The organism is Qipengyuania sp. 902 (assembly GCF_051195295.1).
Lineage (GTDB): Bacteria > Pseudomonadota > Alphaproteobacteria > Sphingomonadales > Sphingomonadaceae > Qipengyuania.
On the sequence record NZ_JBNJLJ010000004.1, the window covers coordinates 156,052 to 180,961 of the forward strand.

At 60.2% G+C, this 24,910-nt stretch carries 33 protein-coding genes and 1 pseudogene; 7 read left to right on the top strand and 27 right to left on the bottom strand.

Annotation, left to right across the window (positions count from 1 at the left end):
- Positions 1 to 336, top strand: coding sequence for an Mpo1-like protein (locus ACSH0F_RS12995; protein ID WP_435203472.1), 336 nt, complete (start codon positions 1 to 3; stop codon positions 334 to 336).
- Here the strand turns inward: ACSH0F_RS12995 and ACSH0F_RS13000 are convergent.
- The 4 genes from ACSH0F_RS13000 to ACSH0F_RS13015 form a co-directional block, all read right to left on the bottom strand.
- On the bottom strand, positions 333 to 788 hold the full coding sequence (locus ACSH0F_RS13000; RefSeq protein WP_435203474.1) for a DUF3429 domain-containing protein: 456 nt from the start codon (positions 786 to 788) through the stop codon (positions 333 to 335). The two genes, ACSH0F_RS12995 and ACSH0F_RS13000, sit on opposite strands and share 4 nt — an antisense overlap.
- A gap of 28 nt (positions 789 to 816) precedes the next feature.
- Positions 817 to 1,236, bottom strand: a complete 420-nt coding sequence (locus ACSH0F_RS13005) for a COG3650 family protein (RefSeq protein ID WP_435203476.1) — start codon at positions 1,234 to 1,236, stop codon at positions 817 to 819.
- A complete protein-coding gene (locus ACSH0F_RS13010) occupies positions 1,233 to 2,153 on the bottom strand; it encodes an alpha/beta hydrolase (RefSeq protein WP_435203478.1) in 921 nt (306 codons plus the stop codon). Before ACSH0F_RS13010 ends, ACSH0F_RS13005 begins: the two co-directional genes overlap by 4 nt.
- An 84-nt stretch (positions 2,154 to 2,237) precedes the next feature.
- Positions 2,238 to 3,134, bottom strand: coding sequence for a hypothetical protein (locus tag ACSH0F_RS13015; protein ID WP_435203480.1), 897 nt, complete (start codon positions 3,132 to 3,134; stop codon positions 2,238 to 2,240).
- Positions 3,135 to 3,335: 201 nt separating this feature from the next.
- Between ACSH0F_RS13015 and ACSH0F_RS13020 the strand changes: the two genes are divergently transcribed.
- Entirely contained in the window at positions 3,336 to 3,887 is a 552-nt protein-coding gene (locus tag ACSH0F_RS13020) for a hypothetical protein (RefSeq protein WP_435203482.1), read from the top strand.
- A gap of 32 nt (positions 3,888 to 3,919) precedes the next feature.
- On the opposite strand, the gene ACSH0F_RS13025 is transcribed toward ACSH0F_RS13020, so the two are convergent.
- The gene (locus ACSH0F_RS13025; protein WP_435203484.1) at positions 3,920 to 4,498 is read right to left on the bottom strand and encodes a fasciclin domain-containing protein; all 579 of its coding nucleotides are present in this window, start codon (positions 4,496 to 4,498) and stop codon (positions 3,920 to 3,922) included.
- A gap of 262 nt (positions 4,499 to 4,760) precedes the next feature.
- Between ACSH0F_RS13025 and ACSH0F_RS13030 the strand changes: the two are divergent.
- Positions 4,761 to 5,180: pseudogene (locus tag ACSH0F_RS13030) on the top strand (pyridoxamine 5'-phosphate oxidase family protein).
- A gap of 31 nt (positions 5,181 to 5,211) precedes the next feature.
- Here the strand turns inward: ACSH0F_RS13030 and ACSH0F_RS13035 are convergent.
- On the bottom strand, positions 5,212 to 5,556 hold the full coding sequence (locus tag ACSH0F_RS13035) for an HPF/RaiA family ribosome-associated protein (protein WP_435203486.1): 345 nt from the start codon (positions 5,554 to 5,556) through the stop codon (positions 5,212 to 5,214).
- Positions 5,557 to 5,761: 205 nt separating this feature from the next.
- Between ACSH0F_RS13035 and ACSH0F_RS13040 the strand changes: the two genes are divergently transcribed.
- Positions 5,762 to 6,301, top strand: a complete 540-nt coding sequence (locus tag ACSH0F_RS13040; RefSeq protein WP_435203488.1) for a hypothetical protein — start codon at positions 5,762 to 5,764, stop codon at positions 6,299 to 6,301.
- Between the two features lie 24 nt (positions 6,302 to 6,325).
- Here ACSH0F_RS13040 and ACSH0F_RS13045 read toward each other — a convergent pair whose 3' ends face one another.
- The 3 genes from ACSH0F_RS13045 to ACSH0F_RS13055 form a co-directional block, all read right to left on the bottom strand.
- A complete protein-coding gene (locus ACSH0F_RS13045; RefSeq protein ID WP_435203490.1) occupies positions 6,326 to 6,556 on the bottom strand; it encodes a hypothetical protein in 231 nt (76 codons plus the stop codon).
- Positions 6,557 to 6,682: 126 nt separating this feature from the next.
- Positions 6,683 to 7,087: a nuclear transport factor 2 family protein gene (locus ACSH0F_RS13050; protein ID WP_435203492.1), complete on the bottom strand. Its 405-nt coding sequence runs from the start codon at positions 7,085 to 7,087 to the stop codon at positions 6,683 to 6,685.
- Positions 7,080 to 7,424, bottom strand: a complete 345-nt coding sequence (locus ACSH0F_RS13055; RefSeq protein WP_435203494.1) for a hypothetical protein — start codon at positions 7,422 to 7,424, stop codon at positions 7,080 to 7,082. The genes ACSH0F_RS13050 and ACSH0F_RS13055 overlap by 8 nt, the downstream gene beginning before the upstream one ends.
- A 218-nt stretch (positions 7,425 to 7,642) precedes the next feature.
- On the opposite strand from ACSH0F_RS13055, the gene ACSH0F_RS13060 reads away from it, so the two are divergent.
- Together ACSH0F_RS13060 and ACSH0F_RS13065 are read left to right on the top strand one after the other, a co-directional pair.
- Complete coding sequence (locus ACSH0F_RS13060) at positions 7,643 to 8,152, top strand: ferritin-like domain-containing protein (RefSeq protein WP_435203496.1); 510 nt, start codon at positions 7,643 to 7,645, stop codon at positions 8,150 to 8,152.
- 108 nt (positions 8,153 to 8,260) lie between these two features.
- Positions 8,261 to 8,746 (top strand): YaiI/YqxD family protein, encoded by a 486-nt coding sequence (locus ACSH0F_RS13065; protein WP_435203498.1) that lies wholly within the window; start codon positions 8,261 to 8,263, stop codon positions 8,744 to 8,746.
- Positions 8,747 to 9,001: 255 nt separating this feature from the next.
- On the opposite strand, the gene ACSH0F_RS13070 is transcribed toward ACSH0F_RS13065, so the two are convergent.
- The 9 genes from ACSH0F_RS13070 to ACSH0F_RS13110 all read right to left on the bottom strand — a co-directional run bounded on the left by ACSH0F_RS13070 (position 9,002) and on the right by ACSH0F_RS13110 (position 16,262).
- The gene (locus ACSH0F_RS13070; RefSeq protein ID WP_435203500.1) at positions 9,002 to 9,175 is read right to left on the bottom strand and encodes a hypothetical protein; all 174 of its coding nucleotides are present in this window, start codon (positions 9,173 to 9,175) and stop codon (positions 9,002 to 9,004) included.
- A gap of 47 nt (positions 9,176 to 9,222) precedes the next feature.
- On the bottom strand, positions 9,223 to 9,513 hold the full coding sequence (locus ACSH0F_RS13075; protein WP_435203502.1) for a hypothetical protein: 291 nt from the start codon (positions 9,511 to 9,513) through the stop codon (positions 9,223 to 9,225).
- A 98-nt stretch (positions 9,514 to 9,611) separates the two neighbouring features.
- The gene (locus tag ACSH0F_RS13080; protein ID WP_435203504.1) at positions 9,612 to 10,181 is read right to left on the bottom strand and encodes a hypothetical protein; all 570 of its coding nucleotides are present in this window, start codon (positions 10,179 to 10,181) and stop codon (positions 9,612 to 9,614) included.
- A gap of 141 nt (positions 10,182 to 10,322) precedes the next feature.
- The gene (locus ACSH0F_RS13085) at positions 10,323 to 11,009 is read right to left on the bottom strand and encodes a Fic family protein (RefSeq protein ID WP_435203506.1); all 687 of its coding nucleotides are present in this window, start codon (positions 11,007 to 11,009) and stop codon (positions 10,323 to 10,325) included.
- A 1-nt stretch (position 11,010) separates the two neighbouring features.
- Positions 11,011 to 11,184, bottom strand: a complete 174-nt coding sequence (locus ACSH0F_RS13090; protein ID WP_435203508.1) for a hypothetical protein — start codon at positions 11,182 to 11,184, stop codon at positions 11,011 to 11,013.
- Positions 11,185 to 11,319: 135 nt separating this feature from the next.
- Positions 11,320 to 13,236: a phosphomethylpyrimidine synthase ThiC gene (gene thiC / locus ACSH0F_RS13095; RefSeq protein WP_435203510.1), complete on the bottom strand. Its 1,917-nt coding sequence runs from the start codon at positions 13,234 to 13,236 to the stop codon at positions 11,320 to 11,322.
- A gap of 194 nt (positions 13,237 to 13,430) precedes the next feature.
- Positions 13,431 to 14,042 (bottom strand): hypothetical protein, encoded by a 612-nt coding sequence (locus ACSH0F_RS13100; RefSeq protein ID WP_435203512.1) that lies wholly within the window; start codon positions 14,040 to 14,042, stop codon positions 13,431 to 13,433.
- A 341-nt stretch (positions 14,043 to 14,383) separates the two neighbouring features.
- Entirely contained in the window at positions 14,384 to 15,463 is a 1,080-nt protein-coding gene (locus tag ACSH0F_RS13105) for a tyrosine-type recombinase/integrase (protein ID WP_435203514.1), read from the bottom strand.
- Between the two features lie 43 nt (positions 15,464 to 15,506).
- Positions 15,507 to 16,262 carry a hypothetical protein gene (locus tag ACSH0F_RS13110; protein ID WP_435203740.1) on the bottom strand — a complete coding sequence of 252 codons (756 nt, stop codon included), beginning with the start codon at positions 16,260 to 16,262 and terminating at the stop codon, positions 15,507 to 15,509.
- On the opposite strand from ACSH0F_RS13110, the gene ACSH0F_RS13115 reads away from it, so the two are divergent.
- Positions 16,239 to 16,433: a helix-turn-helix domain-containing protein gene (locus tag ACSH0F_RS13115; RefSeq protein ID WP_435203516.1), complete on the top strand. Its 195-nt coding sequence runs from the start codon at positions 16,239 to 16,241 to the stop codon at positions 16,431 to 16,433. The genes ACSH0F_RS13110 and ACSH0F_RS13115 overlap by 24 nt on opposite strands.
- Before the next feature lie 43 nt (positions 16,434 to 16,476).
- On the opposite strand, the gene ACSH0F_RS13120 is transcribed toward ACSH0F_RS13115, so the two are convergent.
- The 9 genes from ACSH0F_RS13120 to ACSH0F_RS13160 all read right to left on the bottom strand — a co-directional run bounded on the left by ACSH0F_RS13120 (position 16,477) and on the right by ACSH0F_RS13160 (position 24,908).
- Positions 16,477 to 17,046: a hypothetical protein gene (locus ACSH0F_RS13120; RefSeq protein ID WP_435203518.1), complete on the bottom strand. Its 570-nt coding sequence runs from the start codon at positions 17,044 to 17,046 to the stop codon at positions 16,477 to 16,479.
- Positions 17,047 to 17,138: 92 nt separating this feature from the next.
- Complete coding sequence (locus tag ACSH0F_RS13125; protein WP_435203520.1) at positions 17,139 to 17,642, bottom strand: hypothetical protein; 504 nt, start codon at positions 17,640 to 17,642, stop codon at positions 17,139 to 17,141.
- Entirely contained in the window at positions 17,639 to 18,262 is a 624-nt protein-coding gene (locus ACSH0F_RS13130; RefSeq protein WP_435203522.1) for a hypothetical protein, read from the bottom strand. Before ACSH0F_RS13130 ends, ACSH0F_RS13125 begins: the two co-directional genes overlap by 4 nt.
- Positions 18,263 to 18,264: 2 nt before the next feature.
- Complete coding sequence (locus ACSH0F_RS13135; RefSeq protein ID WP_435203523.1) at positions 18,265 to 18,795, bottom strand: hypothetical protein; 531 nt, start codon at positions 18,793 to 18,795, stop codon at positions 18,265 to 18,267.
- A gap of 105 nt (positions 18,796 to 18,900) precedes the next feature.
- Positions 18,901 to 19,425 carry a hypothetical protein gene (locus ACSH0F_RS13140; RefSeq protein ID WP_435203525.1) on the bottom strand — a complete coding sequence of 175 codons (525 nt, stop codon included), beginning with the start codon at positions 19,423 to 19,425 and terminating at the stop codon, positions 18,901 to 18,903.
- A gap of 225 nt (positions 19,426 to 19,650) precedes the next feature.
- Positions 19,651 to 20,205 (bottom strand): DUF305 domain-containing protein, encoded by a 555-nt coding sequence (locus ACSH0F_RS13145; protein ID WP_435203736.1) that lies wholly within the window; start codon positions 20,203 to 20,205, stop codon positions 19,651 to 19,653.
- A gap of 57 nt (positions 20,206 to 20,262) precedes the next feature.
- Entirely contained in the window at positions 20,263 to 20,604 is a 342-nt protein-coding gene (locus ACSH0F_RS13150; protein ID WP_435203527.1) for an ion channel, read from the bottom strand.
- Between the two features lie 726 nt (positions 20,605 to 21,330).
- Positions 21,331 to 22,590, bottom strand: coding sequence for an APC family permease (locus ACSH0F_RS13155; protein ID WP_435203737.1), 1,260 nt, complete (start codon positions 22,588 to 22,590; stop codon positions 21,331 to 21,333).
- A gap of 89 nt (positions 22,591 to 22,679) precedes the next feature.
- Entirely contained in the window at positions 22,680 to 24,908 is a 2,229-nt protein-coding gene (locus tag ACSH0F_RS13160) for a copper-transporting P-type ATPase (RefSeq protein WP_435203529.1), read from the bottom strand.
- Between the last annotated feature and the right edge of the window lie 2 nt (positions 24,909 to 24,910).

Genomic DNA, 24,910 nt, shown 5'->3' on the forward strand with positions numbered 1-24,910 from the left:
ATGGCTGAGAAGCAATACACCAGCTTCGCCGATTTCTGGCCGTTCTACCTGGGCGAGCATTCGCGGCCCGGTACACGCGCCCTGCACTATATCGGGACTTCGCTTGTAGTCGCGCTAGCCATCGTAGCTTTGGTGACCGCGAACTGGTGGCTGCTCGCAGCCATGCCGGTCGCAGGCTACTTCTTCGCCTGGATCGCACATTTTGCGCATGAGAAGAACCGGCCGGCGACCTTCACATACCCGCTATGGAGCCTCGGAGCCGATTTCCGCATGTGGTGGCTGTGGCTGACGGGTCGTCTCGGACCCGAGCTCGAGCGTGCAGGCGTCGAGCGCTAGGCGAGCGCCGCAGCGACCGTAGCGAGACCGAGCCCGACCGAGAGCGGCACCCTGAGCGACATCCACCAGGCGGGCGCCAGCGGACGCAGCTTTGCATCGACGGCGAGGCTCACGAGGATGCCGCTTCCCAGCATGATGAGCGACGGCTCGGGCCAGGTCTGGCCGAACACCCACGGCTGATAGGCGACGAGGGCGATCAGGCTGGGCGCGACCGCAGCCACCCAGACCCAGCCGAGCGAGCGCCGGTTTTCCGCCGCTGGGGCCATGGCGGCAATGCCCCACCACATGCCGCCGAGAAAACTGAAGATCAGCGCGGCATAGCCGAAGGCGATCGCCTGCGCGGCATAGCGCCACTCTTCCGGCCCGAAGTACAGCGCGATCACGCAGGCGAACTGCGGCAAGAGGCCGGCGAGCCCGAGCAGGCGGGGAAGCGATGGTACGGTGCGCATCATCTAGAGTGTCTCCGCCCGCCCAACGCGCTCACGGCGTTGCAGGTCCGGAGAAAGGCTGCCGATCGGTCCATGCACATCCCTCGCGCATTTCGCCGCCGACCAACAGGGTGGCGGTAAAGGGATAGCTGCGGTCGCTCATGCCGTCGGAACAGGTGCCGGGCGTGATGGTGAGATCGAAGGTCGCGCCATCCAGCGTGCCGCTGTAGCCTGCGCCATTGAGTCCGGAAAAGCGTTCGACCGCAAAGCGCGTTCCGTCCGGATTTTCTGGCGTCGCATAGGATGCGGTACCGCCTTCGATCGAACCGTTCCAGAAAGGCTCCGTACCGGTGAAGCGCACGATTTCATCGGCGGCGATAGCGTCGAAGGCTTCGCTGCGCGCAGCTTCTTCCCCTGCCTGACAGCCGGTTAGCAGTGCGGCGATCGTGCAGGCGACCAATGCAGTTCTCATGCAGAAACCCTTGCGTGATGGCGGATGAAGTCCGCCGTTTCTTCTAGCGCCTGCCTGCCCTCAGGCACGGGAAGCAACATCCAGACGTGGAACATGCCCGGATATTCGCGATAGACATAAGAACGCGAGCCGAGTGCTGTAAGCTTGTCGTGGAGACGACGCCCATCGACCAGCAGGATGTCGTTCGTACCCGAAAAGATCGCCATCGGAGGAAGTCCTTCCAGGGGTCCGAACAAGGGACTAACCTTGGGATCGTCCGGCGCAAGTTCACCCCGATACATCGCGCCGCATGCTTCGAGACCCGAGACCGCCAACATCCTGTCGCGCGGCTCGATATCGCGCTGCCCCGGCGCGTTCGCTGTCGCATCGAGCCAGGGCGAGAACAAGACGAGCGAGCCGGGTAATTCCCCGCCATCCTCCCGGATCATCTGCGCGAGCGCCAGCGCCATGCCGCCACCTGCGCTGTCACCCATGACGGTTATCCCTGCCGCGCCGTGTTTCGCGGCGACATCGTCGTAAAGCGCTCGCATCGCATCCAGCACATCGGCTGACTTGTGCTCGGGCGCGAGCGGATAGAGCGGGACTGTCGCCGACGCGCCGAGATCGCGGCAGAGCCGCGCAATGCTGTCCCAGTGCACGGCGGCAATATCCATCACATAACCGCCGCCATGAAGGTAGAGCAGATTTGGCGCGCTGGCTGCATCGCCCCCCCGCGGGGTCATCGTGACGACTTTGAAACCTCGTCTGTCGTCCTCGACAATATCGAATTGCTTGCGAAGCGCGGCACGCGGCATGATCGTCGGCTTTCGCCGCAAGGCCGCGATGCGGTCCTCGAGCTTGTCCGGTTCGGAAAAGAACCGCTTGATGCCGAGGAGCGGCAAGGCAAGATTGACGAGGCGTGCTCGCAGGCTGGGCATGGTATCGCTATTCCCAATCTACCGACGTGGTAGGCGAGAAGACTAGCGAGGGATTACGTGCTGTCCAGCGGCAGGGTCTGCGCGTCAGCGACCGAAGATGCGTGACAGCAGCCCGCGCTTTGGCTCTTCCTCTTCCTCCTGGCCGGTTTCGAGAACGCGGCGGCGCAGGTCCGAGCCGGTCGGCTCCTTATCTTCCTCGACGGATCGGACCTGGATGAAATCGGCGGCGAGCATCGGGGCGCATTCGCTCGCCTCGGTCTTACGCTGCGGCTCGACAGTACGCGCACCTATGCCGTGGACCATCACGATTTCAGGCCGCATCTCCACCGTTCCGGCGAGCACCGGAATACCGCCTGGCAGGCCGTGGATGGTGCATTCGCTGGCAACCGCCTGCTGGAACAGAAGCGCGCGCCACCAGCAGCCGAGCACGTACTCGACATAGCGCAACGGCGCGTCTTCGGGCGCACCATCGCGGAAGAAGTGGCGCTGCTTGTGATGCAGGAGCGCGGTGTTGAGCTCGTCCAGTCCGTCGATGTCGAGATAGACTTCGATGTCCTCGTCATATCCGGCCCAGGCGGGGCCGTCTTCCGCCTGCATCTGGGCAAACAGGTCCGCCTCGCGCGCCGTGCTGAAGCCGAAGGCCTCGTCCGTGTAGAGGCCGAGCATCATGAACGGGTGATGGAGCTGCCCCTTCTCGAACGCCCGGTCAGCCTCGTTTGCCACCGCCAGCGTGACGCCGGTGATCGTATCGCCCTCGTGGTCCTGAATGGCTTCGACCAGTTCCGGCCATCCGGCGATAGTCACGACTTCGGGCGTCGTACGCAGGCACATGCGCCCGAATTCGCTTTCGAGCTGCTCGATCGCCGGTTGGAGGATGGCGTGGATGTCGTCGTGACTGCCCGCCTCGAACAGACGCAGCAGGTCGCTCTCCCAGGCATCCTCGCCCTTGGCGGTCGCAAATGTCAGTTGCAGCTCATGCATCGTTCGTCTCTCGCTTCCGGCTGTCCGGAGGTTTCGCGCAGTGCATACGCGCAAAGTGTCACCACGCTGTTAACCTAGCCGCTGAACCATTGCAGACCGGTTCAATGCATCGGTTAAAGCGGTGTGAATGCCGAGGGTGGGCGATGCTCGTAAAGAAGGCCGCGGAACCGGGCGCATGGTCCGCTCATTCTTTCAGCAGACATGACAAGCCATCCCAACATCAATCTTGCCCGCACTGGCTTCGCCGTCGCCCTCTTCGGTGTGGTGCTCGGCGGCATGCTGACCGGTGAAGCCATCGGTGAAACGCCGATGTTGCAAAAGCGTGGTCACGAGTTCGCCCTTCCGCAAACGCCTGCACCACAAGTCTCTAGAACGGCGAGGCGGAACACCCCCAATCACTATCCCCTTGTCACTCCCGAAGGAACGATCCCGGTGGCAGAGCTCGCCTTTCATGGACGGCTGCGGGATCAGCGCTTGGAGTGGTTCGACCAAGGCGATACGCAACGGCTCGATGCCGACTACGAGAACTTCTTCGACGAAGCCGAAGTCGATGCGCTGGCGTCTGGTCCTCCAGTAACGCGGGAGCCGATCGAGCAAGGCAAGCGTCGCGACCCCTCGCCGACACGACGTTCGACGGCCGCTGGTGCCGTCATCGTCGAGCCACTCGCCGGCACTCTCGAAGTGGAGCCGATCGCAGATACTCCCGAACCAATGTCCATCGATGATCCGGAAGACAAAAAGGGCGACCTTTAAGGCCGCCCTTTTCCATTCGAATTATCGAGCGCTTACTGCGGCATGAGCACGGTATCGATAACGTGGATCACGCCATTCGATGCAGCAACATCGGTTGCCGTCACGGTCGACGTGCCACCGGTTGCATCGGTGAGGACGACGTTGCCGTCGACGACATTGGCAGTGAGCGTGCCGCCATTGACGGTGTTGATCGTATAGCCGTCTTCACCTGCATCGTTGATCGCCTGCGTCAGCGTAGCCGCATCAACATTGCCTTCCACCAGGTGGTAGGTGAGGATGTTGCCAAGCGTCTCAGTATCGTTCGTGGTCAGTTCGGTCAGGGTCGCCTCAGGAATCTTTCCGAAGGCGTCGTTGGTCGGCGCGAATACGGTATAGGGTCCGTCGCCCGACAGCGTATCGCCGAGTTCGGCAGCCGTCACGGCGCTGACCAGCGTCGAAAACTGTTCATCACCCTGCGCGACTTCTACGATGGTGCCGGTCTCGGCGGTATCATTCGCCATCTGGTCAGCAGCAACGGTGTCGTCGGTGGTCGGCGTTTCTTCGACCGGTTCTGCGCAGGCGGCAATTGCCAGCGAGGCTGCCGAGGCGAGCGCGATTGTAAGCTTGTTCATATCTAACCCCTTTGTGAAGAGAGTGTGCGTGTCGGCGACAGGCTCTTCCAGCCGCCGCTTCAAGATACGAACGACAAACCCAGTTGGATGTTTCCGATTTGGGCGAAATTGTGTCCAATCGGCGCGAAGCTGCGACGAAGCGAGCCAAAAGCAGGGACGAGGTACTTACCAGCTGATTTACCGAACCATCACTGACGTCCTTGGCACTTCGGTTCGATTTGGTCGTTCATGATCCGTCAGCACACAACATGAGGAAGAGCCCATGTCCGAACGCATCATTTCCGATATTGCAGCCAAGCTGAAGTCGATCGACATCGCCATGCTCGTCACCAAAACCGGCGCCGAAGGCGCAATCGCCGCTCGACCGATGTCGAACAACAAGGACGTCAGCGCCAAGGACGGAACCACCTACCATTTTGCGACGGACGATGGCCGGATCGACGACGACCTCAAGCGTTCGGACCAGTGCGGCGCGACCTATTCCAGCGGCGAATTCTACTGCGCCGTCTAGGGGACCGGCAAACTCCACCGCGACCGCGCGATGATGGAGAAGCACTGGGTAAAGGATCTCGAGAAGTGGTTCGAGAATGGTCTCGACACCGACGGTCTGGTGCTGATCGAAGTATCGCCCGACCGGATCGCGTGGTGGGAAGGCCGCGAACAGGGCGAACTTACGCTCTGAGCACTCGCGAGTAGCCTCGGGTGACCCGCGCTCACATGACCTTGTCGGGGCGCGGGTCGTGACCGTGGCGGCTTTCCTTGCCGAAATGCCGCTCCAGCCGCTGGGCGAGCGTATTTGCCGCCATTCGCGCAGCATCGTCCACCTTGCTGGCCTTGGCCGTCACGCCGATCGGCTTGCCACCGCGCGGGCGCGCCTCGATCGTGCAGGCCTTGTCGTCGGCACCATGCTTGGCGCCGTTCTCATCGCGCACGTGAATTTCGATCCGCGTGAGCCTTTCGTCGAACCTCGCCAGCTTCTCGCGAACGCTCGCCTCGATCCGCTCGGCGACGTTTTCGGTTCCCATAACACTACTGTCGGAATTGAACTGGACCTGCATCGGGATCGCTCCTCTCGATTGTTTCTCTCATATCCAGAGATGGGTCGGGGCCACCGGGTTTCCAGAGCAAATTTCATTTTTTCGCGGGCCATGGGCCGTTAGGAGACGCAGGGGCTCCGGAACGCCACCCGCTGTCACTCATTGATTTTCTACAAGCAATTCAACTCTCGCAGACCGGTGGACGCCAGTCGGGAAGATCTGCCCAATGACCATACGCCTCGCCCCCCTCACCGCCGCAATCGCCGCGAGCGCCCTGTTTGCAGCGCCGCTCGCAGCCCAGGATTTGGATCTCGATGGCGACGACGACGGTGACGACATCGACACCGAAGAGGTAATCGCCGGGGCCGTCATCATCGGCGGGCTCGCCGCGATCCTCGGCGGGGATGACGACGATGATCGGTACCGCGACCGCCGCTATGGCGACGATTATTACTACGACCGCGGCTACGAAGGCCGCTATTACGATGGCGAGTACCGCATGCAGTACAGCCGCGAGCTGATCGAACGCTGCGTCTATGTCGCCGAGAACGAAGCCCGCCGCTGGGGACCGGCCAATGTGACCCAGATCGAAGATGTCGATCGCGACGGCCGGCTGCTCAAGGTCGAAGGCGACATCCGCATCGCCGGCCATTACGAGCGCGACGGCTGGAACGATTACGATTACGACAATGGTGACAGCGGCGAGTTCGAATGCCTGATCGATCGCCGCGGACGCGTGGTCGATATCGATTTCGACGGACTCTGAGGCGAGGCGGCACCCACCGCGACGTCATCCCACGCCGAGCAGAAAGGCGAAAAACAGCACCCCGAACACGGCATCGCCCGCTAATATCCAGCCGAGCGCTTTCGGTGTTTCCGACTCCCGTACTGCCGGGGCCACTAGCGCGACGACTCCAGCCTTGCCCAGCACGCCTACCCATAGCATCGGACCGAAGCGCTCCGGGTCGAGCGCGACGATGGCATAGATCACGCCGAACGCCACCACGAACAGGCCGATCACCCGGCCCTAGCGCGGTGCTGCGGCCTGGAGCAAGCTGCCCGCGCCGATCACGGCGTTATAGGCCGCCGCCGCCCAGAAAACGATCGGCCAGAACCCCATCGCGTCTCTCCTTGGCTGCCTTGGATCCTACCGCCCCAAAGCCGCGTCCGCCAAGATCGTATCCATGTACTCGCGCACTTCCACGATCTTGCCGTCCGCCAGCCTGAACACGAAGGCGTAGTCGTTGTCGTAGCGCAGACCCTCCACCGTTTCCGCATCGCCCTTGGCCAGTACCACCACGTGATCCCCATCGGCGAGGATCAGCTCGGGGATATTGAGATAGGGTCCGGCGAAGCGCGCGAACAGCGGGCCGACGAGGTCGCGCTCCACTGTAGGCAGCCCCTTGGCATGCTTGGACCAGGCGGAGGAGCCCATGACCCGCCACTCGATATCCTCTGCAAACAGCGGAAGGAAATGCGACGGATCGCCGTGGCGCAGGCCGTCGAAGGCTTTCTTGATCAGCGCGCGGTTGGTTTCGGTTGTATCAGCCATTTCCACTCTCCCTGTTGCCCTCGGCGATGCGGCGGTGCTCGTCGACCGAGCGCTTCATCTCCGCCGCCTGCAGATGCAGCGCCTGGTTCGACAGGCGGATCTCGCGGCTTTGCTGGAAAAAGCCGAGCACCAGCCACCGGAACGCCAGCGGGCTCGACACGCCGCCGAGGAAATCGCCCAGCTCGTTGAGCCGCAACTCCGCCGGGTTTTGCCCCTGCACCGTCAGATAGATCACCAGCCCGGCCAGATAGAGCGCGGTCAGGACGAGTCCGACCACCGGCAGGCGCCTTCGCTCGCGCCTGTCGTCCAGTATGGCAGCGGGTTCGGTATCGGCCATGGCGCTCCCCTTCTCGCAGCGGCGGATCTTGCCGGGAGAGTGGCGGGAGTTTGCGTGCTTGTAGATACGACGAAGGGAGGGCGTCCTCCCCTCGCCCCGTCCAGCTACCGCCTGCGCGCATATGCACCGGGCGGGTGGAACGCGAACCCTCATCGCCCGTCGGTAAGACATCACGGCAAGGCGCACACTGCTGCCTCGCACTCACAAGGAACCAAATCATGTCAGCCCCCAAGAACCTCACCGATTGCTACACCCACGAACTGCAGGACAACTGGTCCGCGAACGAGCAGATGGAGACAGTCGTCCGCAAGATGGCCGACGCCACGGACGACAGCTCGCTGGCCGACAAGCTCAGGCAATCCGCCGACGGCATCGCCGACAGCACCGCAACCGTGAAGCAGCTGCTCTCCGACTGCGTCATCTCCGAGAAGGAGCATTGCAAGGGCATGGAAGGCTTGGTCAAGGAAGCCACCAAGCACGTGCTCGAAGCCGATTTCGACGATGGCGACGTGCGCGACGTGGTGCTGATCTCGCAATACCAGCGCATGAGCCACTACGGCATCTGCGGCTTCGGCACGGCCAAAGCCTATGCCGAAGCGCTGGGCAAGAGCGACCATGTGGCCAAGCTCGATGAGCTGACCGCCAATTGCTACGAAGCGGACGAGAAGATGACCGACCTCGCCGAACGCTGTGCCAACCTGCGCGCCAAGGAGACCGAAGCCGCCTGATCCGGCCGCGACGGACGCTCAAAGCCCCGCCCGCCACATGGCGCGGCGGGGCTTTTCGTGTCCTCCCGCCATTTACCGGCATTGGGCGACTCGGCTAGGGGACCGGCCATGCCTGCGCCCACGCCCCTCTCGCCCACGATCCTGGTCGATGCCGATGCCTGCCCGGTGAAGGACGAGATCTATCGCGTGGCGGAGCGTCACAAGGCCCATGTCCGTGTGGTCAGCAACAGCCCCTTCCGCGTGCCGGTGAGCGAGCGGGTAAAGCGTGTGGTCGTCTCCGACGGCTTCGACGCGGCGGACGACTGGATCGCGGCTAACGCATCCCCAAGCACCGTGGTCATCACCGCCGACATCCTGCTGGCCGAACGCTGCCTCAAGGCGGGCGCGACGGTGCTGCGCCACGACGGCAAGCCCTTCGACGCCGCCAGCATCGGCAGCGCCATCGCCACCCGCGCGATCATGGAAGACCTGCGCGCCGGAATGGACGGCCCCCTCGGCACGGCCGGAGGCGGCCCGCCACCGTTCGGCAAGGCGGACCGGTCCAACTTCCTGCAGGCGCTCGACCGGGTGCTGGTGAAGCTCGCAAGGGTCTGAGCGGCGTGTAGGACAATTGCAGGACTTGCCTCCTGCCAGTCCCATCACATGGACCGCATGGACCACTGTCCAGGGGCAAAAAAGTTCGAGGGGGTGCGCGGGCACTCGGAGACAGGCTTCTGCAAGGGGCGGAGTGCGGACATGGACCGCATGACAACAGGTTCGGGCGGAGTAGGAAAGGCTTGACGGACACCCCCCAGCCAGGCGGGGTAAGCGCCGTAGGCGGAGACATGAAGAACAGTTGAGGGTTTAGCCCTACTCGCGGTCGACCGGCGGCTGGTCCTTGCGGGCCGTGTGCTCCGCCAGCAGCCGGTCGATCTCCGCGATCCGCAAGCGCTGCGGTGTATCGCGCTTCAACCCCTTGAGACGACATTCGCCCCACAGCTTGCGGCGTTCGGATTCGAGGTTCTTGCGATAGAGATCGGCCATGCGCCGCTATGCGCGTTGCCTAGATGTAAAGCCAGCTCAGCCTTGCGTTACCGGCTCAACCGCTTGCGATTGGCGCGGACGGGGGTGCGGTAATGCGCGATGGCGCGGCCTGTCGCCTCCTCTGCCGATTGCCCGATACCGCCCGCCATGATCGCGGGGAAGAGGGTCATCGCGGCCAAGAGTTTTTCCGATACCATCCGCTCCGCCTCGCGGCTCGCCAGCCTGCCCCCCGTCATCATGCGCAGGCCCCGCAACCAGATCACGGCAGACATCTCCGCACCCAGCCACCATCCCTCGAAAGCGAGTTCGGGCCAGGTTTTTGTAAGAGTTTTGGTCATTGAACGACACTCCGGCAACGAGATGCTGCACTGCAACAACGGTGGAGGGAGTGGAAGGTGCCGGATTAGGGTTGACGTTTAATTCCAGAAACCCTCGATCAGCTGAGCGCCTGACGAAGCTTCGCTGGCACTTCCTCGATCCCGACTGCCTCAACAATTGCGGAAAGTTTGGAATGCGTGATGGTCTTTTGTGGCGGCAGGGCGTCGCTGCGGACGATGTGGAACTGCCACTGCTTCGGCTCGCGATTATCGGCTCGGTCGACATCCGTGACTGGATGCCACGCGAAAATGTAAATTGAAGCTACACGTCCGGCTTGCTCGATCCGGCACTTGCCTTCCCACCGAACCTTGCGCGCTGCGATATCGAACCTTCCGCGATTGGGCGGGAAGCCATCCCCATACCATGATTGCAATGCCGCCGACTGCTTGACTTCGAGCCGCACGCCATCGCCGTTCTCGAAATCGTGCGAAGCCCAATCGGCGGAGCACCACCGCCATTCGGGTTCCAGAACCTGCGTCAGCATTGCCTCTACAAGCGTACCGCGGAAGGTATTGGTCACGAGGGGCTTGTCGAACAGCGCCGACATCAAGCGCGATTTCAATTCGGCATCCATGTTGAGCGTATAGCCGCCGCGCGCGATGCGGTGAAGAAGGAAGCCCGCCCTCAAGCAGCGAAGCGATAGGACGAAAGACGCTCAAGGCGGGCATCGGCTATCACGAGATCGTCGCCGGCGACACCACGCCGAGCGAACTCAGGGCGCTGGTGGAAGAGCTGGTTCCGGCGGGGTGGCGCGCAAACCTCTGCTCTCTTAATGAAGGACCTTCCCATTAGGCTTTTCTGCCTTCGGATCGTTCGCGTCATTATAAGCGCTTAAAAGTTGATCGGCGAGGCACCCGTCGAGCAGCTCTTCTAACGCCGCAAGATCAAGACCGCCTTGCTCCCAACGCTCATCTGCCTTCTCTAACGCATCGTAATATGGTGCTTTATCAGCCGCTATTTGCTCAGGCATCGTCACATGGCCCGGCAACCTGTAACCGGTTTTTGCGCAAAGCACATAGTAGGCTAAAGCGCGCGAGGTTCGCCCGTTGCCGTCAGTAAATGGGTGAATCCAATTCAATCGCCACATCACATATGCGCAAAGATGGATGGCCTTCGCGTTTGCGAAATTGTCTTGGACATAGTCACACATTTCTTCGATAAGCCCCGGCACGAGGTGCGCTTCAGGCGGCTCATGCTTGCTCTGTCCTATCGAAACATCTGCCGGGCGAAAGTTTCCGGCATATTCGCTCAAACCGTCTAGCGCAGTGCGATGCAGTCCAAGTATCATGGACGTTCGCAATCGGAAGGGTCGACCATCCCTGGCAACCTCGTCGATCATATCCAAAACCTGATCGAACTGTGCTAGTGCGTTTTCAGATTCCCGCTGCGCTTCTTCAATAGGATCTTGAATAAGCGAAGGCGTCTCCGCCACGCTGTGACGTTCACCATCGCTCATTCTAGTTCGACTGCGTCGTCTTTTGAGCCGCGCTATCCACCATAGCTCTAGTTACGCGAGCATTCTCAATATTCGCGTTTCCAAATGCGAAACTCCGACGCTGAGCCTCTTTCTCCGCATCGCTCATTTGGCGATTGCGTGAGGCGTCGATCAATTTCTGTAGCTTATCAGTCATGTTCGCCTCCTTAGACGTACTATGAGGATTCCACCTCTGTTCCGTCAACACGTCTTGCGATAGACTGAGTCGAATTGTGGGTTATATCTCGCGGAGTGAGCGCTGGTTGTATCGATCGCAAACCATGCGTTCGCTTTACGTAGTTGCATCACCCCCCTCCGGCAAATACAACTTCTCGCCCTTCTCCCGGTACACCTCGCTCATCTCCTCCATGCCCTTCTCCGCTTCCTCGGCCTCTTCGGCTGAGGTCTCACGCTTGATGTTCTCGCTCGCCAGATAGCTGTCCGAGTTCTGTTTCGCCGCGAAATCGCGCACTTCCTGCGTGATCTTCATCGAGCAGAATTTCGGGCCGCACATGGAGCAGAAATGCGCGGTCTTGGCGCCTTCTGCAGGGAGGGTCTGGTCGTGATATTGCTCGGCCGTGTCGGGGTCGAGGCTGAGGTTGAACTGGTCGCGCCAGCGGAATTCGAAGCGGGCCTTGCTCAGCGCGTCGTCGCGGACCTTGGCGGCCGGGTGGCCCTTGGCGAGGTCGGCCGCGTGGGCGGCGAGCTTGTAGGTCACCACGCCCACCTTCACATCGTCACGGTCGGGCAGGCCGAGATGTTCCTTGGGCGTGACGTAGCAGAGCATTGCGGTGCCGTACCAGCCGATCTGCGCCGCGCCGATGCCGCTGGTGATATGGTCGTAACCCGGCGCGATATCGGTGACGAGCGGGCCCAATGTGTAGAAGGGGGCTTCGCCGCAGGCTTCGAGCTGCTTGTCCATGTTCTCCTTGATCTTGTGCATCGGCACGTGGCCGGGGCCTTCGATCATCACCTGCACGTCCTGCTCCCAGGCGCGCCTGGTCAGCTCGCCCAGCGTGTAGAGCTCGGCGAACTGGGCTTCGTCGTTCGCGTCGGCGATACTGCCGGGGCGCAGGCCGTCGCCCAGCGAATAGGCGATGTCGTAGGCCTTCATGATCTCGGTGATCTCGTCGAAGCGTTCGTAGAGGAAGCTCTCCTTGTGATGCGCGAGGCACCATTTCGCCATGATCGAGCCACCGCGGCTAACGATGCCGGTAACGCGTTTGGCGGTCATCGGCACATAGGGCAGGCGCACGCCGGCGTGAATGGTGAAGTAGTCGACGCCCTGTTCGGCCTGTTCGATCAGCGTGTCGCGAAAGATCTCCCAGGTCAGATCCTCGGCAATGCCGCCGACCTTTTCCAGCGCCTGATAGATCGGCACGGTGCCGATGGGGACGGGCGAGTTGCGGATGATCCATTCGCGCGTGTCGTGGATATTGCGGCCTGTCGAGAGGTCCATGACGGTGTCCGCGCCCCAGCGGATCGACCAGACCATCTTGTCGACCTCGCTCGCCACGTCGGAGGCGACGGCGGAATTGCCGATATTGGCGTTGATCTTGACGAGGAAGTTGCGCCCGATCGCCATGGGCTCGGTTTCGGGGTGGTTGATGTTGTTCGGAATGATTGCGCGGCCGCGCGCCACCTCGTCGCGGACGAATTCGGGGGTGACGTAATCGGGGAGCTCGGCGCCCCAGGGCTGGCCGTCGTTACGCGCGGTGAGGCGGGCGGCTTCCTCGCGCAGCATCTCGCGGCCCAGATTCTCGCGCTCGGCGACATATTCCATTTCGGGCGTGATGATGCCGCGGCGGGCATAATGCATCTGGCTGACGTTCATGCCGGGCTTGGCGCGCAGGACCTTCTTGGCGACATTGGGGAAGCCGGGGACGCCGCCGCTGCGGTCGGGGCCGAGCTGGCCGTTGTCTTCGGGCTTCACCTCGCGCGCGTCATATTCCTCGACATCGCCGCGGGCGAGGATCCACTCGCGGCGCTTCTGTTCCAGCCCAGCGCGGATATCGATCGTGGCATCGGGATCGGTGTAGGGGCCGGAGGTGTCATAGACGCGCACGCTCGGCTCGCCGCCCTCGAGGTCGATCTCGCGCATGGCGACCTGCACGCCACTGCCGCTCTTGGCACCGACATGGACCTTGCGGCTGCCGCGGATCGGACCGGTGGTGACGCCGATGTCGAATTTGCTGTTGATGTCGGCCATGCGTGCTCTCTCCATAAGGCGGAGGAAGAGCGGTTTGCTGGCGCCGCTCCACTCCCTCCGCCGATGCTAATCGGTTCAGGTTCGACGGGTCGGGCGGTGCTACGCGCCCCTCTCAGCCAAGCGGCTCCCCGGGGATGGCGCTGGTCATAGGGCAAGCCGGCGCTGGTGGAAAGGGGCTCGCGCGAAGTCGCCGCTCAGCCGCGAGACAGGCCGGGCCAGATCCGGCATGCGCCATAGGCTAGGCTAGCCGCGACGAGAAGCAGGGCGCAAGCCCAGTAAAGTGCGTCTTTCAGGCTCGCTGTGTAAAATGGCAGAAGGGCGAGAACAGAGTTCGCAAGGACGTGGAGAACGAACAGGAAAACCACGCCTGACCATGCGCGATTGTCGGCGAAGACGACGTAGTATCGGCACAAGGTGAAATGCCACAACAAACGGGCCGCGCCGATGGCGATGAAGACCGCCATCAGGATTCCCGGCTCGATTGACTGGCCCGCGTCCGCAAGACCTGCCGAGACCCTGCCGAATTGCAGAATATTCTCTGCCAGAGCGATAAAGATTGCGACCACGAGCGCGCTCGACACGAGGCTGTAGCGCTGGCGCATCCGGCGCATACCGAGAAAGCGCAAACCGTCTTCCGCCGTGACTGCGATCAGTTTCGAAAGCATGGTGCCGACTATCGCCATTGTGTCACCACGGTTGAACAGTGGCGGGAACACCTTGCCGGTTATTGATAAGGCAAGGGTTACGCCCAGGCCGATCAGCAGCGCCCAGGCAAACCTTTCAAGATATTGTTGCCAGTCGCCCATCGATCGCTGGATAACACCGTGACACGGAAGTTCGACCCTAGATGTAATCGCCACCTTCAGTGCCGGTGAGACGTATGATCTGTATTTCCTGCCCAGATTGATCCAATAGGCAAGTGATTACGAGCAGTTGTTGTCTGGTCGAGCGAATATGAAAAGCCCACGAAGGTTTCCGCTAAACGAGGACTTTACGCTACTGTTCGGAACGGGTCTGACAGTCTATTTCGTGAAACCGTCTCGGGTCAGAAGAATTGGATGCCCCGTGAGGATTCGAACCTCAATTGACGGAGTCAGAGTCCGTAGGTCAGACCTGAAATCATTACCTAATTTGGCCCATGCTGCTCTCATGCTGCACGCCCGAAGAGCGCCTCGTCGATTGCTCTTGCAACCTCTGCGTCGCTGTCTGCATCGAGAAAAAGGTGCCCGTACGTGTCAAAGGTTACGGTGATGGACGCATGGCCCATCAGATTCTGAATTTTCTTGGCGTTGAGCTTTTGCTCAATCCAGAGGCTTGCCGCAGCGTGACGAAAAGCATGCATTCCGTACCGTGGCTTTTTGCCGCCAGGTGAAGTGATACCGGCTGCAACCTGCAATGGCCCAACCAGTTTGTTCATCAAGACTGTATGCGAAAGGACGCGCCCTCTCTCGCTGGGGAACACAAGGTTTTCATCGTTGGGCGGACATTTGAGCTTCCATGCCTTGAGAGCTTTGGTAGCCGAAGAACCTAATGGTATCCGTCTATATCCCGCCTCTGACTTGGGCGGGCCTAACGTTCCTTTTGCATCCGCGCGCTGTTCGATTTCGACCCTACCGTTCTTTAGGTCGAGGCAATCCCACGCGAGACCTCGCAACTCAGACGCCCTCATCCCTGAGTAAATGGCGAGCGAGACAATTGCAGCTGCCTTTTGATCTTCAGTCTCTTCGACTGCTTTCAGAATGACTTTAAGGTCACCCTTGGTCGGCGGCTTCGCCTTCGGCTTGCCTCGCGAAGCTTTCGCCGGCTTTATCTCCAAGGCAACGTTTTGGGCAACGAAGCCCTCATCGCGCGCGTTCGTCAAAATCGACTTGAATGTCCGAAGAACTCGGACTGCCATTGGGCGCGATAGATCCTTCAACCAGCCGTTTAAATACCCTTTGACCATCGGCGCCGTAATCTGGGAAAGCCTGACTCCTCCACACTTAGGCAAGATGTGCAAACGTACGTGTTGATCATAGGCCGCGATGGTAGTTGGTTCCCGACCAGCTCTTCGAACGCCGGCAAGCCAGAGTTTCGCCGCAGCTTCGACATCAATGGAACTGCTGTCAGGAGTGTGGACGCCGCGAACGACCTCACTTCGAGCATTCAATTCCCAAGCTTCAGCGTCTTTCTTCCTTTCGAACTGTTTTGACCGTCGCTTCCCAGTCTGATCTTTGTAATCAACCACCCATCTCTGCTTTGAATTACCATTCGGCGAAGTCCAGACCCGCTTACGTATCGACATTTGAGTTCCTATTTTTCATTTTTGTGATGCTCTCTAACCTCGCGACTCTTTCGTCCTTCTCCCAATCCAAGAGGTCGCCGCGGAGTTGCTCTTTAAGGGGGCCGTCTTTTCCGAGTAGGTTTATGATAAACCCACCTAGAACTGAGGTGAGATCGATGAAGGAGAACCGGTTCACTTGAAAAATCGACGAACGAAGGATCGCTGGAAATTCGTTCTGAGTGGCGATCACCGCTGAACAAAGATGCCCCGGTTCGTCAGGGTTTCGGAAGTTGCTCAACGTTTGAGGGAACAGAATTAGATAGGTTGGCCCTTTGTTCTGCTCGAAGGTGTCGAGAGCATGTAGAAGACCGATTGGAACCAGAGGTCCTGCGCGCTTCATGTGGTGAATTACCCCCTCAGGCGACAGTCCCAGCTGGGTGATCTCCAAACCCAGCGCCAAGCTCAAGGCTTGGCGGACCGTGTATCGGACCTTGGCACCTTTCCCCTGGTTGGTTCCCTCGGGCCATGACAGGCGCTGAAAATTCTTCAGTCGTCCCTTAAGGGCGCCGCGTTTGGTTGGCACGACGCCATGCGTGACCGCCAAAAAGTCTTCGATTTTCCCGTAACCAAACTCCAACTCGCAGCTCCTTGAAAAATTTTTCGGATCAGGTCTTGTCGCCCACCGATAGCCGGATAGAATATGAATTGTAAGTGCAATCTTTCTCTTCAGGAATTCAGAATGCTTGAGTACGATCTGATCCAAGGCGCCGCAGCTGCTGCAAAATACTGCGGGCTGAAACGACGTAAGATCTATCGATTGGTGGAAACCAAACAGCTTCCCTATATCCGGATTGGTCGATGCCTGTTCTTCCGCAAATCAGAACTGAATGCGAGGTTTCGTTCAGCTAACTCTGGAAAGGGTGCCCCTAATTAATCGACGAACGCGACCCGCAGCGATGGTAACTCAAGAGTCCCGATCAAACTGGATTTGGTACAAGAGGCTCTGAGCGCGGCGGATGCCCCCAATGCGTTTCCATCAACCTCGATGTCAGACGCAAGGCATCCGCCGCCGCGCGATGGGGCGGTGGATCTCGCCGCAATAGATACGCCAAGTGGTGATGTTGGTCAGCGCTGAAATCCCGCGTGAGGATCTGAAAGTCGAAAATCCTGAACCTCTGCTCGCGCCCTGCAGCAGTAAACAGCGTGTCGAGCCAGTCCTGATCGTATCTGGGAGCATCTGAGGCAACGATGGTGTCTATGCCGAGCAAACCGTTTAGCCAGTCACAAACCGCTTCGACAGGTTCACCCTCACGCTGCACGCGCTCAAGCGGAAGGCAGTGTACCGCTTCAGAAGATTTCGACCACAAGCCGGTCTTGAGCCAGTCGGAGGTCGGCCGGATCAGCTTTGCTCCGACACCGATAGGCTCAGAAGCTCCGCGCACGAGCGCCACACCCACTTCGATCGGATAGCTACCTGCCTCAAGCGCTGATGCTTCGACGTCGAGGATCGCAATGCGCAGGTCGCTTCGGTTCAGGATGTTCTTCATTTCGGTTATTCTCTTTTCCAACTCACGGGAATGTTTGAATGCCCTCTCCCAGTCCTGCTGGACCCGGCAGAGAGCCTGCGGGCAGCATGCCTTCAAGAGCGATTTTCATGCCACCTACCGAGATAGAGAAAGCTCGCTGGCGCATTCCGACCTTCATCAAACTTCTGCAAAATCTGGCGGAGGGAATGCGAAATGAAGGTCTTGGAGAACGGAAAGTACCCGAGTCCCACATTCACCGTCGCGCCATTGGCAAGCGTGTGCCCGATGTGAGCCGCCAACTGCCGACGGAAATCATCCTCATCCCGAGCGAGGCCAGCCGCGAAATAGACCGTATGGCCCGTGCCCGTTGCCAGCTCGCTTACGGTCCCGAGAAAAATACGCCTCGGAGCATGACCCCTAGGCTCGGAAGTCTCCCAAGAATATGGAGCGACTTCGAAGGGATTCTCGCCGTCCGCGTATGGCTGAACCTCCCCGCCCGCCAGAAGCTGGCGAGCGAGGTCAATGGTGACTTGCATCTTGTCGAGTTCTTCTTGCCCCTTGCGAGCAAGATGCTCTGCAAGGAGGGCCGAGGGGCCAGTCTTTGCTGCCTCGCTCATGCCGACACCTTCCAGGTTTTCTTGTGTTTACGCCAGGCAGCAAGCGCCGCCTCGTAGCCACGATCGCTGCACAAATCGCTGCAGGCACCGCCGAAGCCATTGATGGTGATCTCGCGGGAGAGGACCGCGCAATGGACGTGGTTGCCTTGCCCTTTAAGGCCAGCGAGGCCCGGGATATGCGCGATGAGGACCGTCGCGAAGCGATGCGCGAAGTGATGGCGCGCGTAGCTGCGCACGCGTTCGAAGCCGACATGCCATGCCTCAGCCGGATCGAGCATGATCTTCACGTGGATCATCGCGTGCTGCTCATAATCCGGAAGCGTGTCATCGAACCGGTCAACGAGGGTTCCGTACCTGCCAAGATCCCCCGGGGCCGTAGGTGGGAGAAGCAGGTCGTATTTGGCCGCGCAGCCAAACCGGGGGTCTTCTCCGGGAAAGAGCTTTTTATTGAGCCAAGGTTCCACACCGACCCTATTCTCCTTTCCTTTGTACCAATGGCGCGAGAAGGCAAAATCTGGATGCTCGTCGCAAAGGTCGTGGACGAACACGCTCAGCTTCGTCTGCAGCGGTTCGGCCACGTGCTCGAAGGTATCGATATTCCTAGAAGGAAGCTGAGCCATGATCAGAACCTCCCTTCGAACGAAGGAGCTTCGATGGCGCGAATGATGCCGGCGTAGCGCTCGAACCCATTTGCGTAAGGAGCGCCTTCGCAAGCTTCGAGCCCGCTCTCGTTCAGGCAAAAGTGCGGACCCGAAGCCCGTGCCGGCACCAGCCACATGTCGCCGCCTTCACGGCGCCAGGCGAGGAGGTCGCAGAGCCAGTTCTGGCTGCCGGCCATCAGCACATCGAACGAGGCACCAAGGAGCGGATCGAACCGCATCAGCACAAGGTCCATCAGCAGGAACTGGGCCAGCGCCTCGCATTCGGGGAAGAACAGCGGTCGGTCGCAAGAAGTGGCGGTGATCACCACGCTCGCTTCCCGGTCCGCATAGAACCCGTCCGCAGCGTGGGCGCTCATATCTTCGCCCTCGCACGAGAGTCCGGATGCGCTCACGAATGCGCCGAACCGGCTCTGCGTCCTGAAGGTCTTGTAGGTAGTAGGCGGCAGCACGGGTTCGCCCTGGAGAGGGCATTGCAGGCTAATCATATTCATTTTGGATAGTCCTTCGGGGGAGGCCGCTCTGGCCGAGCTCACCCTCCCCACTTTATTTCATTTTCTACTCGGCCTTACCGCCGAGCCGTCACTTCATTCTTGGGATCAGCCTGGCCGGTTATCGGCCCCTTCCTCCAGAAGCAGCGTCGTGGCTTCGGCAATACCGCGATGCCGGTCGGCTTCGTCGGACCAAGGCTGCGCGACCTTGCGCAGGCCACGGTCGAACTTGAAGCACGTAGGGTTGCCTGCAGCCGTGTCTTCATCTGGGAGGAGATAAAGGCCGCTTTCCCTATCAAACCATGGACGCATGCCTGCAAAGCGTTCGGCTTTGCCATTCTCTGCGAACAGCACAGTGAACTCAGGAGTTCGCTTGCCGTCAGAATGGGTCAGACATCGCACCCCAAGGGCGCTAGTCCCAAGCATGGCGATGCCTCCAGCCATTTCGTCAGAAGCTAGCCTGACACCCGGCATGAGGACGAGCGACCGGGCGATGCTGGAGGAACTGTCATCATCATCTGGTATTAGGATCTGGTCGCCGGCGATTTCGTAGGCGGTAAGTTCGCCAAGGTTTTGGCAGATGAGCAGAGCGTCTGCGTAGGACGCTGTGCCTTTCACATTTTTCTTTGTCATGAGAGTCTCTAGGCGGCGCGCAGCTGGCTGCAAGTCTGTGCGCCTCTGGTGGAATTTTCACCTCTCGGGGTCAGCCACCAAACTTCTCAAATGACATTCCATCCCCTTCTTCGTTGTCCAGTTGCCACGAAGGTTTCACCCTTCATTGATGGCGGCTTTGCGCCCCAATTCCGGACCTTCAAGTCGAAGGCACAGGCGGACAAAAGCAGACGGCACTGGCGAGGATCACTCTCCGATTGTGACCTCTTCACGGACATCAGGTTCAACTGGGCGCTCGAGTGCTTTCTTGGCTTCCTCCAAGAGTTCCGGAGTTAGGTCGGTAGTCCGTGCGGGGAGAGGCGTGCCATCGCCCATTTCGCCATTGGTCTCGATGTCTTCGATCAACATCTTCATCTCGGCGATTTCCTTGACTTGCGCTTCGATGATGGAGTCTGCGAGCTTGCGAACACGCGGATCGGTGATCTCTGCTCGCGAACTGGTCAAGACGGCGATCGAGTGATGGGGGATCATCGCTGCCATATATTCTTCATCGTTGACGGTCGCCTGGCTGCGAACCAACCAGAGCGCCACCGCGAAGGTTAGGGCACCAACCCCCAGGATGATGAAGTTCTTGGTCTTGTCCTTGTACATCCCCCACATGAAGAGCAGCATGACGATCATCATCATGCCGCCCATGACGAAGGTCATCCAGAAGCGCGTCTCGCTCCAGAACACGTGATCGAGTTCGTAAGTATTTAGATACATCAGGCCAAACATGATCGCGGTCGATGTCGCCACCATTGCCATGAAGCGCCAGTAATTGCCCCCGCCGCCGTGTTGCTTATGCTCAGGCATCGATCATTTCTCCTGTTCCGACATTGTCTGGAAAACGAATTGCGCCGTGCAGCTGATCAGAAGGAAGCCGGTTAGGGATTCGATCCCTGCAAGCGCGCGTAGGTGCCCGGTCGGATAGATGTCTCCGAGTCCGAGCGTGGTGATGTTGATGAGCGAGAAGTAGTATAGGTCCATGGCGCTCATGACAGGCTCCTTCTCGAAGCCGCCGAGTCCGAGACCGGCTGCACCGGCAAACCCAACAGCAAAAAGGCCTGTAACGGCCAGGTGACTGGCGAGAACGATAAGATACGCGAGGCTCAAGTTGAAAAAGCCGGGCGTGCTTGTCGCAACTGTGCGCTTCGCCAAGCGGATTATTCCGATGTGCATCCACAAGGCCGCGATGAACAGAATTACGCCTATTAGCAGGGCAATTGATATGGCTGCTTCTCCATCTCAGTTTGCTGGTTTTAACGGGACGCGAAACCGTTTCGTTCCCAGCGGGGAAGCGCTGTCCCTGAACGAAGAAGGTCTCAAGGTGCCCCGAGCGATGTCTTGGCTGCGAGGCTAAGTTGCTGTTGTGTGGGGAAATAAGAAGCGCGGCCTAAAGGACGTTTAAGCCATTCGTCGCGCCAAGCCCAGCGACGCCAGTGGGACGACTACCCACATGGCGAGAGGCACTACCCCAATGCCGAGCAGAGTAGGCATTGATTGGGCATAGCTCCAACCCCAGTCGCTCCGCAGTGCCATCCACTCGATCGCAGCGGTTGCGGCCAGTCCAACACCCAGGAATATCCCCACGGGCCGCGAAGTCAGACGTTCGCGCCAGAGACCGCCGCCAGTTAGCCGATCAGCAATCCATGCCGCACCAACCATGATGCCCGCATCGCCAAGTGACGCGAGCGCACAGCTCTTCGTTACTGCCCAAGCTGTCATGCCATCCATCACGTAGAACGGCATCTGGAGCATTTCCCAAAGGAAGGCGACGAGCAAGCTTTGAACGGCCAGCCACACTTCGGGATGGCTTCCGGTCTTCGCGCTGTGTTTCCCAGAACCAGAAATGACTCTCGCCTCCAAAACCCAACGTTTGCACCGCTAGGCGGGCTCTTCTTCAGTAGCTTCCTTGCGACGCAGGAACAGATGTTCTCCGGCGAAGACAACGGCGATCCCCACGGCGGCGTAGAGGACAATCATCGCGTCGCTCTGCAACTTGGTCCAGGTGAAGGCACCCAGGACGACCAGGTCAGCTGCCAATGCTGCCAGCAGGATCTCGGCCCGCGCACCGATTTCCTTGCGCAGGTTCCGCAGGACGCCCCAATGCACGAGCATGTCCATGACCAGGTAAAAGAACACGCCAAGGGCAGCAATGCGGGAAAGGTCGAACAGGACCGCAAGGACTCCGGCGACCACCACTGTGTAGACCAACAGGTGGCTGCGCAGACTACCTTTCATTCCGAAGTGGCTGTGCGGGATCATCTTCATCTCGGTGAGCATTGTCAGCATGCGGGATACGGCGAACACGCTCGCCACGACGCCAGAGGCGGTCGCGGTAATGGCGATCACAATCGTGAACCAGAACCCTACGCGGCCAAGCGCGGGTTCTGCAGCGGCCGCCAGCGAGTAATCCCGCGCCTCCACGATCTCGTCGATACCAAGGCTCGCACCCACTGCAGCCGCAACGAGGAGGTAAGTCACGACGCAGATGCCAATGGCGATCATGATCGTGCGCCCGACATTGCGGTGTGGGTCAACGATCTCGCCGCCGCTGTTCGTGATAGTCGTGAAGCCCTTGAAGGCAAGGATCGAGAAGGCGACGGAAGCAACCATGCCTTCCCATCCGAATCCGGTTGTGGGTTCGGCAAAAGCTCCGCCTGAGAACCCGCTCACCCAGAGCGCGGCAATGGCGAAGATCGCGATACCGCCGATCTTGATTGCGGACATGACAATCGAGACCATGCTCACCGAGCGATTGCCCGAAGCATTCACGAGATAGGCGAACACGATCAGCGCCAGGGCGAGTGCAGACTGCAGCAGGCCATTGTCCTGCATCTCGAAGGGGCGAAGCGCATAGGTGGCAAATGTGCGCGCGACGAGGCTCTCGTTGATCACCATCGAAAGCGCCATAAGCAGCGAAGCCGCAGCGGCTACGGTGCCGGGGCCGTATGCCTTCTGCAGGATCATCGCGATGCCGCCTGAAGATGGCCAGGCGTTGGACATCTTGATGTAGCTGTATGCCGCCAAGGCAGTGACGATGGCGCCGGCGATGAATGACAGCGGGAACAATGGTCCGGCGAGTTCTGCGATCTGTCCGGTGAGTGCGAAGATACCCGCGCCGATCATCACGCCGGTGCCCATGGCAACAGCGCCGCCGAGCGTGATGCTTCCCTTTTCTTCTGATCCGCCGTGCGAATGCTGACCAGCACTGTGGTTATGGTGCTCTTCCGTCACAGCCTTGCCGTCCGCAAGCGCAGGGAGTTGAGGACCACCGAGATCGAGGATGCACTCATCGCAAACGCGGCGAACATCGGACTGATGAGCATTCCCATGACCGGATAGAGCACCCCTGCTGCAACGGGCACGCCGGCAGCATTGTAGATCAGCGCGAAGAACAAATTCTGCCGGATGTTGCGCATGGTCGCTTGGGCAAGTCGGCGAGCACGGACGATCCCGTCGAGATTGCCCTTCACGAGAGTTATGCCTGCGCTTTCGATAGCGACATCGGCGCCGGTGCCCATGGCGATGCCGACATCGGCCTGTGCCAGTGCGGGGGCATCGTTCACCCCGTCGCCTGCCATGGCCACCCTGGCCCCGCCATTCTGCAATTCGCGAATGATGCGAGCCTTGTCTTCGGGCAGGACGTCGGCGCGGATTTCGTCGATACCAAGCTGCGCTGCAACAGCCTTGGCCGTGCGTTCGTTGTCGCCCGTCGCCATGATGATGCGCAGGCCAAGAGCATGCAGTGCCTTGAGCGCATCTGGCGTGGTTTCCTTGACCGGATCAGCCACGCTAACGAGCCCGGCAATCACGCCTTCGATGGCTACGAACATCACGGTTTCGCCTTCATCACGGCGTTGGTTGGCCCTTTCGACCAGATCACCCGCGGTGAGGCCGAGGTCCTCGATCATCGCCTTGTTACCGAGCGCTACCGCTTGCCCATCGACTTTGCCCTGCACACCCTTGCCGGTGACCGCCTCGAACTCCGTGGCTTCAACCAAGGCGATGCCTCGCTCCTCGGCACCATTCACAATGGCTTCCGCCAGGGGATGTTCGGAGCCGCGTTCGAGCGATGCGGCCACTCGCAAGACTTCCTCTTCATCCATTCCCGGCTGGGGCAGGACGGCCACAAGCTTTGGCTTGCCCTCGGTGAGCGTTCCGGTCTTGTCGACGATCAGCGTGTCGATCTTCTCGAAGCGTTCCAGCGCTTCGGCGTTCTTGATCAGCACGCCAGCTTGCGCGCCCCTGCCGGTCGCGGTCATGATCGACATTGGCGTGGCCAGGCCAAGCGCACAGGGGCAGGCGATGATCAGCACGGCAACTGCGGCGACCAGGGCATAGGCCAGGGTGGGTTCTGGTCCCCAGATGGCCCAGGCGATGAACGCGAGCACGGCCACCCCGATCACTACCGGCACGAACCAGCCGGCGACCTTGTCCGCATATTTCTGGATCGGCGCGCGCGAACGCTGCGCGGCTGCCACCATCTCGACGATCTGCGAAAGCATGGTGTCCGATCCAACCCGCTTGGCTTCGATCACGAGGCTGCCAGTGCCGTTGATCGTAGCCCCGGTCACGGGATCGCCAGCGACCTTCTCGATCGGAACAGGCTCGCCAGTAATCATGCTTTCATCGACGGAGGACCTGCCATCGACGACTTCGCCATCGACCGGCACTTTCTCGCCGGGTCGCACGCGCAGGCGGTCGCCGACATGGACGTGTTCGAGCGGGATCTCCTCCTCGCTGCCATCATCACGGATGACCCGCGCTGTCTTCGCTGCAAGGTCGAGCAATGCGCGGATTGCCTTGCCTGTGCCTTCGCGAGCACGCAGTTCCATGACCTGCCCTAGCAGGACCAGCGTCACAATAACCGCTGCTGCTTCAAAATAGACGCCGACATGGCCCTCAGCATCGCGGAAGCCGTCAGGGAAAATATCCGGAGCTATTACAGCAACCACGCTGAACAGCCAGGCCGCGATTACGCCCATCCCGATAAGCGAGAACATGTTGAGGTTCATCGTTCGGAACGAATTCCACGCCCGCACCAAGAAAGGCCAGCCGCACCAAAGGACCACCGGCGTCCCCAATACCAGTTCGATCCAAAGGGTGGCGCGTTCTCCAAGGAATTCGCGAATGCCGGAGAACCCTAGCAGTGGCCCCATTGTAAGGACGAGCAAAGGAATTGTGAGAACCGTTCCCACCCAGAAGCGCCGTGTGAAATCGACGAGTTCCGGGTTCGGTCCCTCATCCAGCATCGCCGCGGATTCGAGCTCCAGACCCATACCGCAAATGGGACAGGAGCCCGGGTGCGTTTGCCGCACCTGCGGGTGCATGGGGCATGTATATACCGCACCGGCGTAACCTTCCGGGACGCTATCGTAGCGTCCATCCTTCGGCGCCTTGTCGCCATGACCGTGTTGGTGGCAATGATGTTCGTCGTGTTGAAGTTCTTGCTCGTTCATGG

Coding starts and splice junctions, on each gene's coding strand:
- ACSH0F_RS13090 (WP_435203508.1), bottom strand. CDS start 11,184: ATGACTGATAAGCTACAGAAATTGATCGACGCCTCACGCAATCGCCAA.
- ACSH0F_RS13125 (WP_435203520.1), bottom strand. CDS start 17,642: ATGAGCGAGGCAGCAAAGACTGGCCCCTCGGCCCTCCTTGCAGAGCAT.
- ACSH0F_RS13100 (WP_435203512.1), bottom strand. CDS start 14,042: ATGGGCGACTGGCAACAATATCTTGAAAGGTTTGCCTGGGCGCTGCTG.
- ACSH0F_RS13155 (WP_435203737.1), bottom strand. CDS start 22,590: ATGGGCACCGGCGTGATGATCGGCGCGGGTATCTTCGCACTCACCGGA.
- ACSH0F_RS13135 (WP_435203523.1), bottom strand. CDS start 18,795: ATGAATATGATTAGCCTGCAATGCCCTCTCCAGGGCGAACCCGTGCTG.
- ACSH0F_RS13120 (WP_435203518.1), bottom strand. CDS start 17,046: ATGAAGAACATCCTGAACCGAAGCGACCTGCGCATTGCGATCCTCGAC.
- ACSH0F_RS13010 (WP_435203478.1), bottom strand. CDS start 2,153: ATGCCCAGCCTGCGAGCACGCCTCGTCAATCTTGCCTTGCCGCTCCTC.
- ACSH0F_RS13060 (WP_435203496.1), top strand. CDS start 7,643: ATGTCAGCCCCCAAGAACCTCACCGATTGCTACACCCACGAACTGCAG.
- ACSH0F_RS13085 (WP_435203506.1), bottom strand. CDS start 11,009: ATGAGCGATGGTGAACGTCACAGCGTGGCGGAGACGCCTTCGCTTATT.
- ACSH0F_RS13130 (WP_435203522.1), bottom strand. CDS start 18,262: ATGGCTCAGCTTCCTTCTAGGAATATCGATACCTTCGAGCACGTGGCC.
- ACSH0F_RS13160 (WP_435203529.1), bottom strand. CDS start 24,908: ATGAACGAGCAAGAACTTCAACACGACGAACATCATTGCCACCAACAC.
- ACSH0F_RS13040 (WP_435203488.1), top strand. CDS start 5,762: ATGACCATACGCCTCGCCCCCCTCACCGCCGCAATCGCCGCGAGCGCC.
- ACSH0F_RS13115 (WP_435203516.1), top strand. CDS start 16,239: ATGCTTGAGTACGATCTGATCCAAGGCGCCGCAGCTGCTGCAAAATAC.
- ACSH0F_RS13055 (WP_435203494.1), bottom strand. CDS start 7,424: ATGGCCGATACCGAACCCGCTGCCATACTGGACGACAGGCGCGAGCGA.
- ACSH0F_RS13140 (WP_435203525.1), bottom strand. CDS start 19,425: ATGACAAAGAAAAATGTGAAAGGCACAGCGTCCTACGCAGACGCTCTG.
- ACSH0F_RS13070 (WP_435203500.1), bottom strand. CDS start 9,175: ATGGCCGATCTCTATCGCAAGAACCTCGAATCCGAACGCCGCAAGCTG.
- ACSH0F_RS13015 (WP_435203480.1), bottom strand. CDS start 3,134: ATGCATGAGCTGCAACTGACATTTGCGACCGCCAAGGGCGAGGATGCC.
- thiC (WP_435203510.1), bottom strand. CDS start 13,236: ATGGCCGACATCAACAGCAAATTCGACATCGGCGTCACCACCGGTCCG.
- ACSH0F_RS13020 (WP_435203482.1), top strand. CDS start 3,336: ATGACAAGCCATCCCAACATCAATCTTGCCCGCACTGGCTTCGCCGTC.
- ACSH0F_RS13035 (WP_435203486.1), bottom strand. CDS start 5,556: ATGCAGGTCCAGTTCAATTCCGACAGTAGTGTTATGGGAACCGAAAAC.
- ACSH0F_RS13145 (WP_435203736.1), bottom strand. CDS start 20,205: ATGGTGGCGACATCGACCGCGATCATGTTTGGCCTGATGTATCTAAAT.
- ACSH0F_RS13065 (WP_435203498.1), top strand. CDS start 8,261: ATGCCTGCGCCCACGCCCCTCTCGCCCACGATCCTGGTCGATGCCGAT.
- ACSH0F_RS13005 (WP_435203476.1), bottom strand. CDS start 1,236: ATGAGAACTGCATTGGTCGCCTGCACGATCGCCGCACTGCTAACCGGC.
- ACSH0F_RS12995 (WP_435203472.1), top strand. CDS start 1: ATGGCTGAGAAGCAATACACCAGCTTCGCCGATTTCTGGCCGTTCTAC.
- ACSH0F_RS13075 (WP_435203502.1), bottom strand. CDS start 9,513: ATGACCAAAACTCTTACAAAAACCTGGCCCGAACTCGCTTTCGAGGGA.
- ACSH0F_RS13000 (WP_435203474.1), bottom strand. CDS start 788: ATGATGCGCACCGTACCATCGCTTCCCCGCCTGCTCGGGCTCGCCGGC.
- ACSH0F_RS13050 (WP_435203492.1), bottom strand. CDS start 7,087: ATGGCTGATACAACCGAAACCAACCGCGCGCTGATCAAGAAAGCCTTC.
- ACSH0F_RS13025 (WP_435203484.1), bottom strand. CDS start 4,498: ATGAACAAGCTTACAATCGCGCTCGCCTCGGCAGCCTCGCTGGCAATT.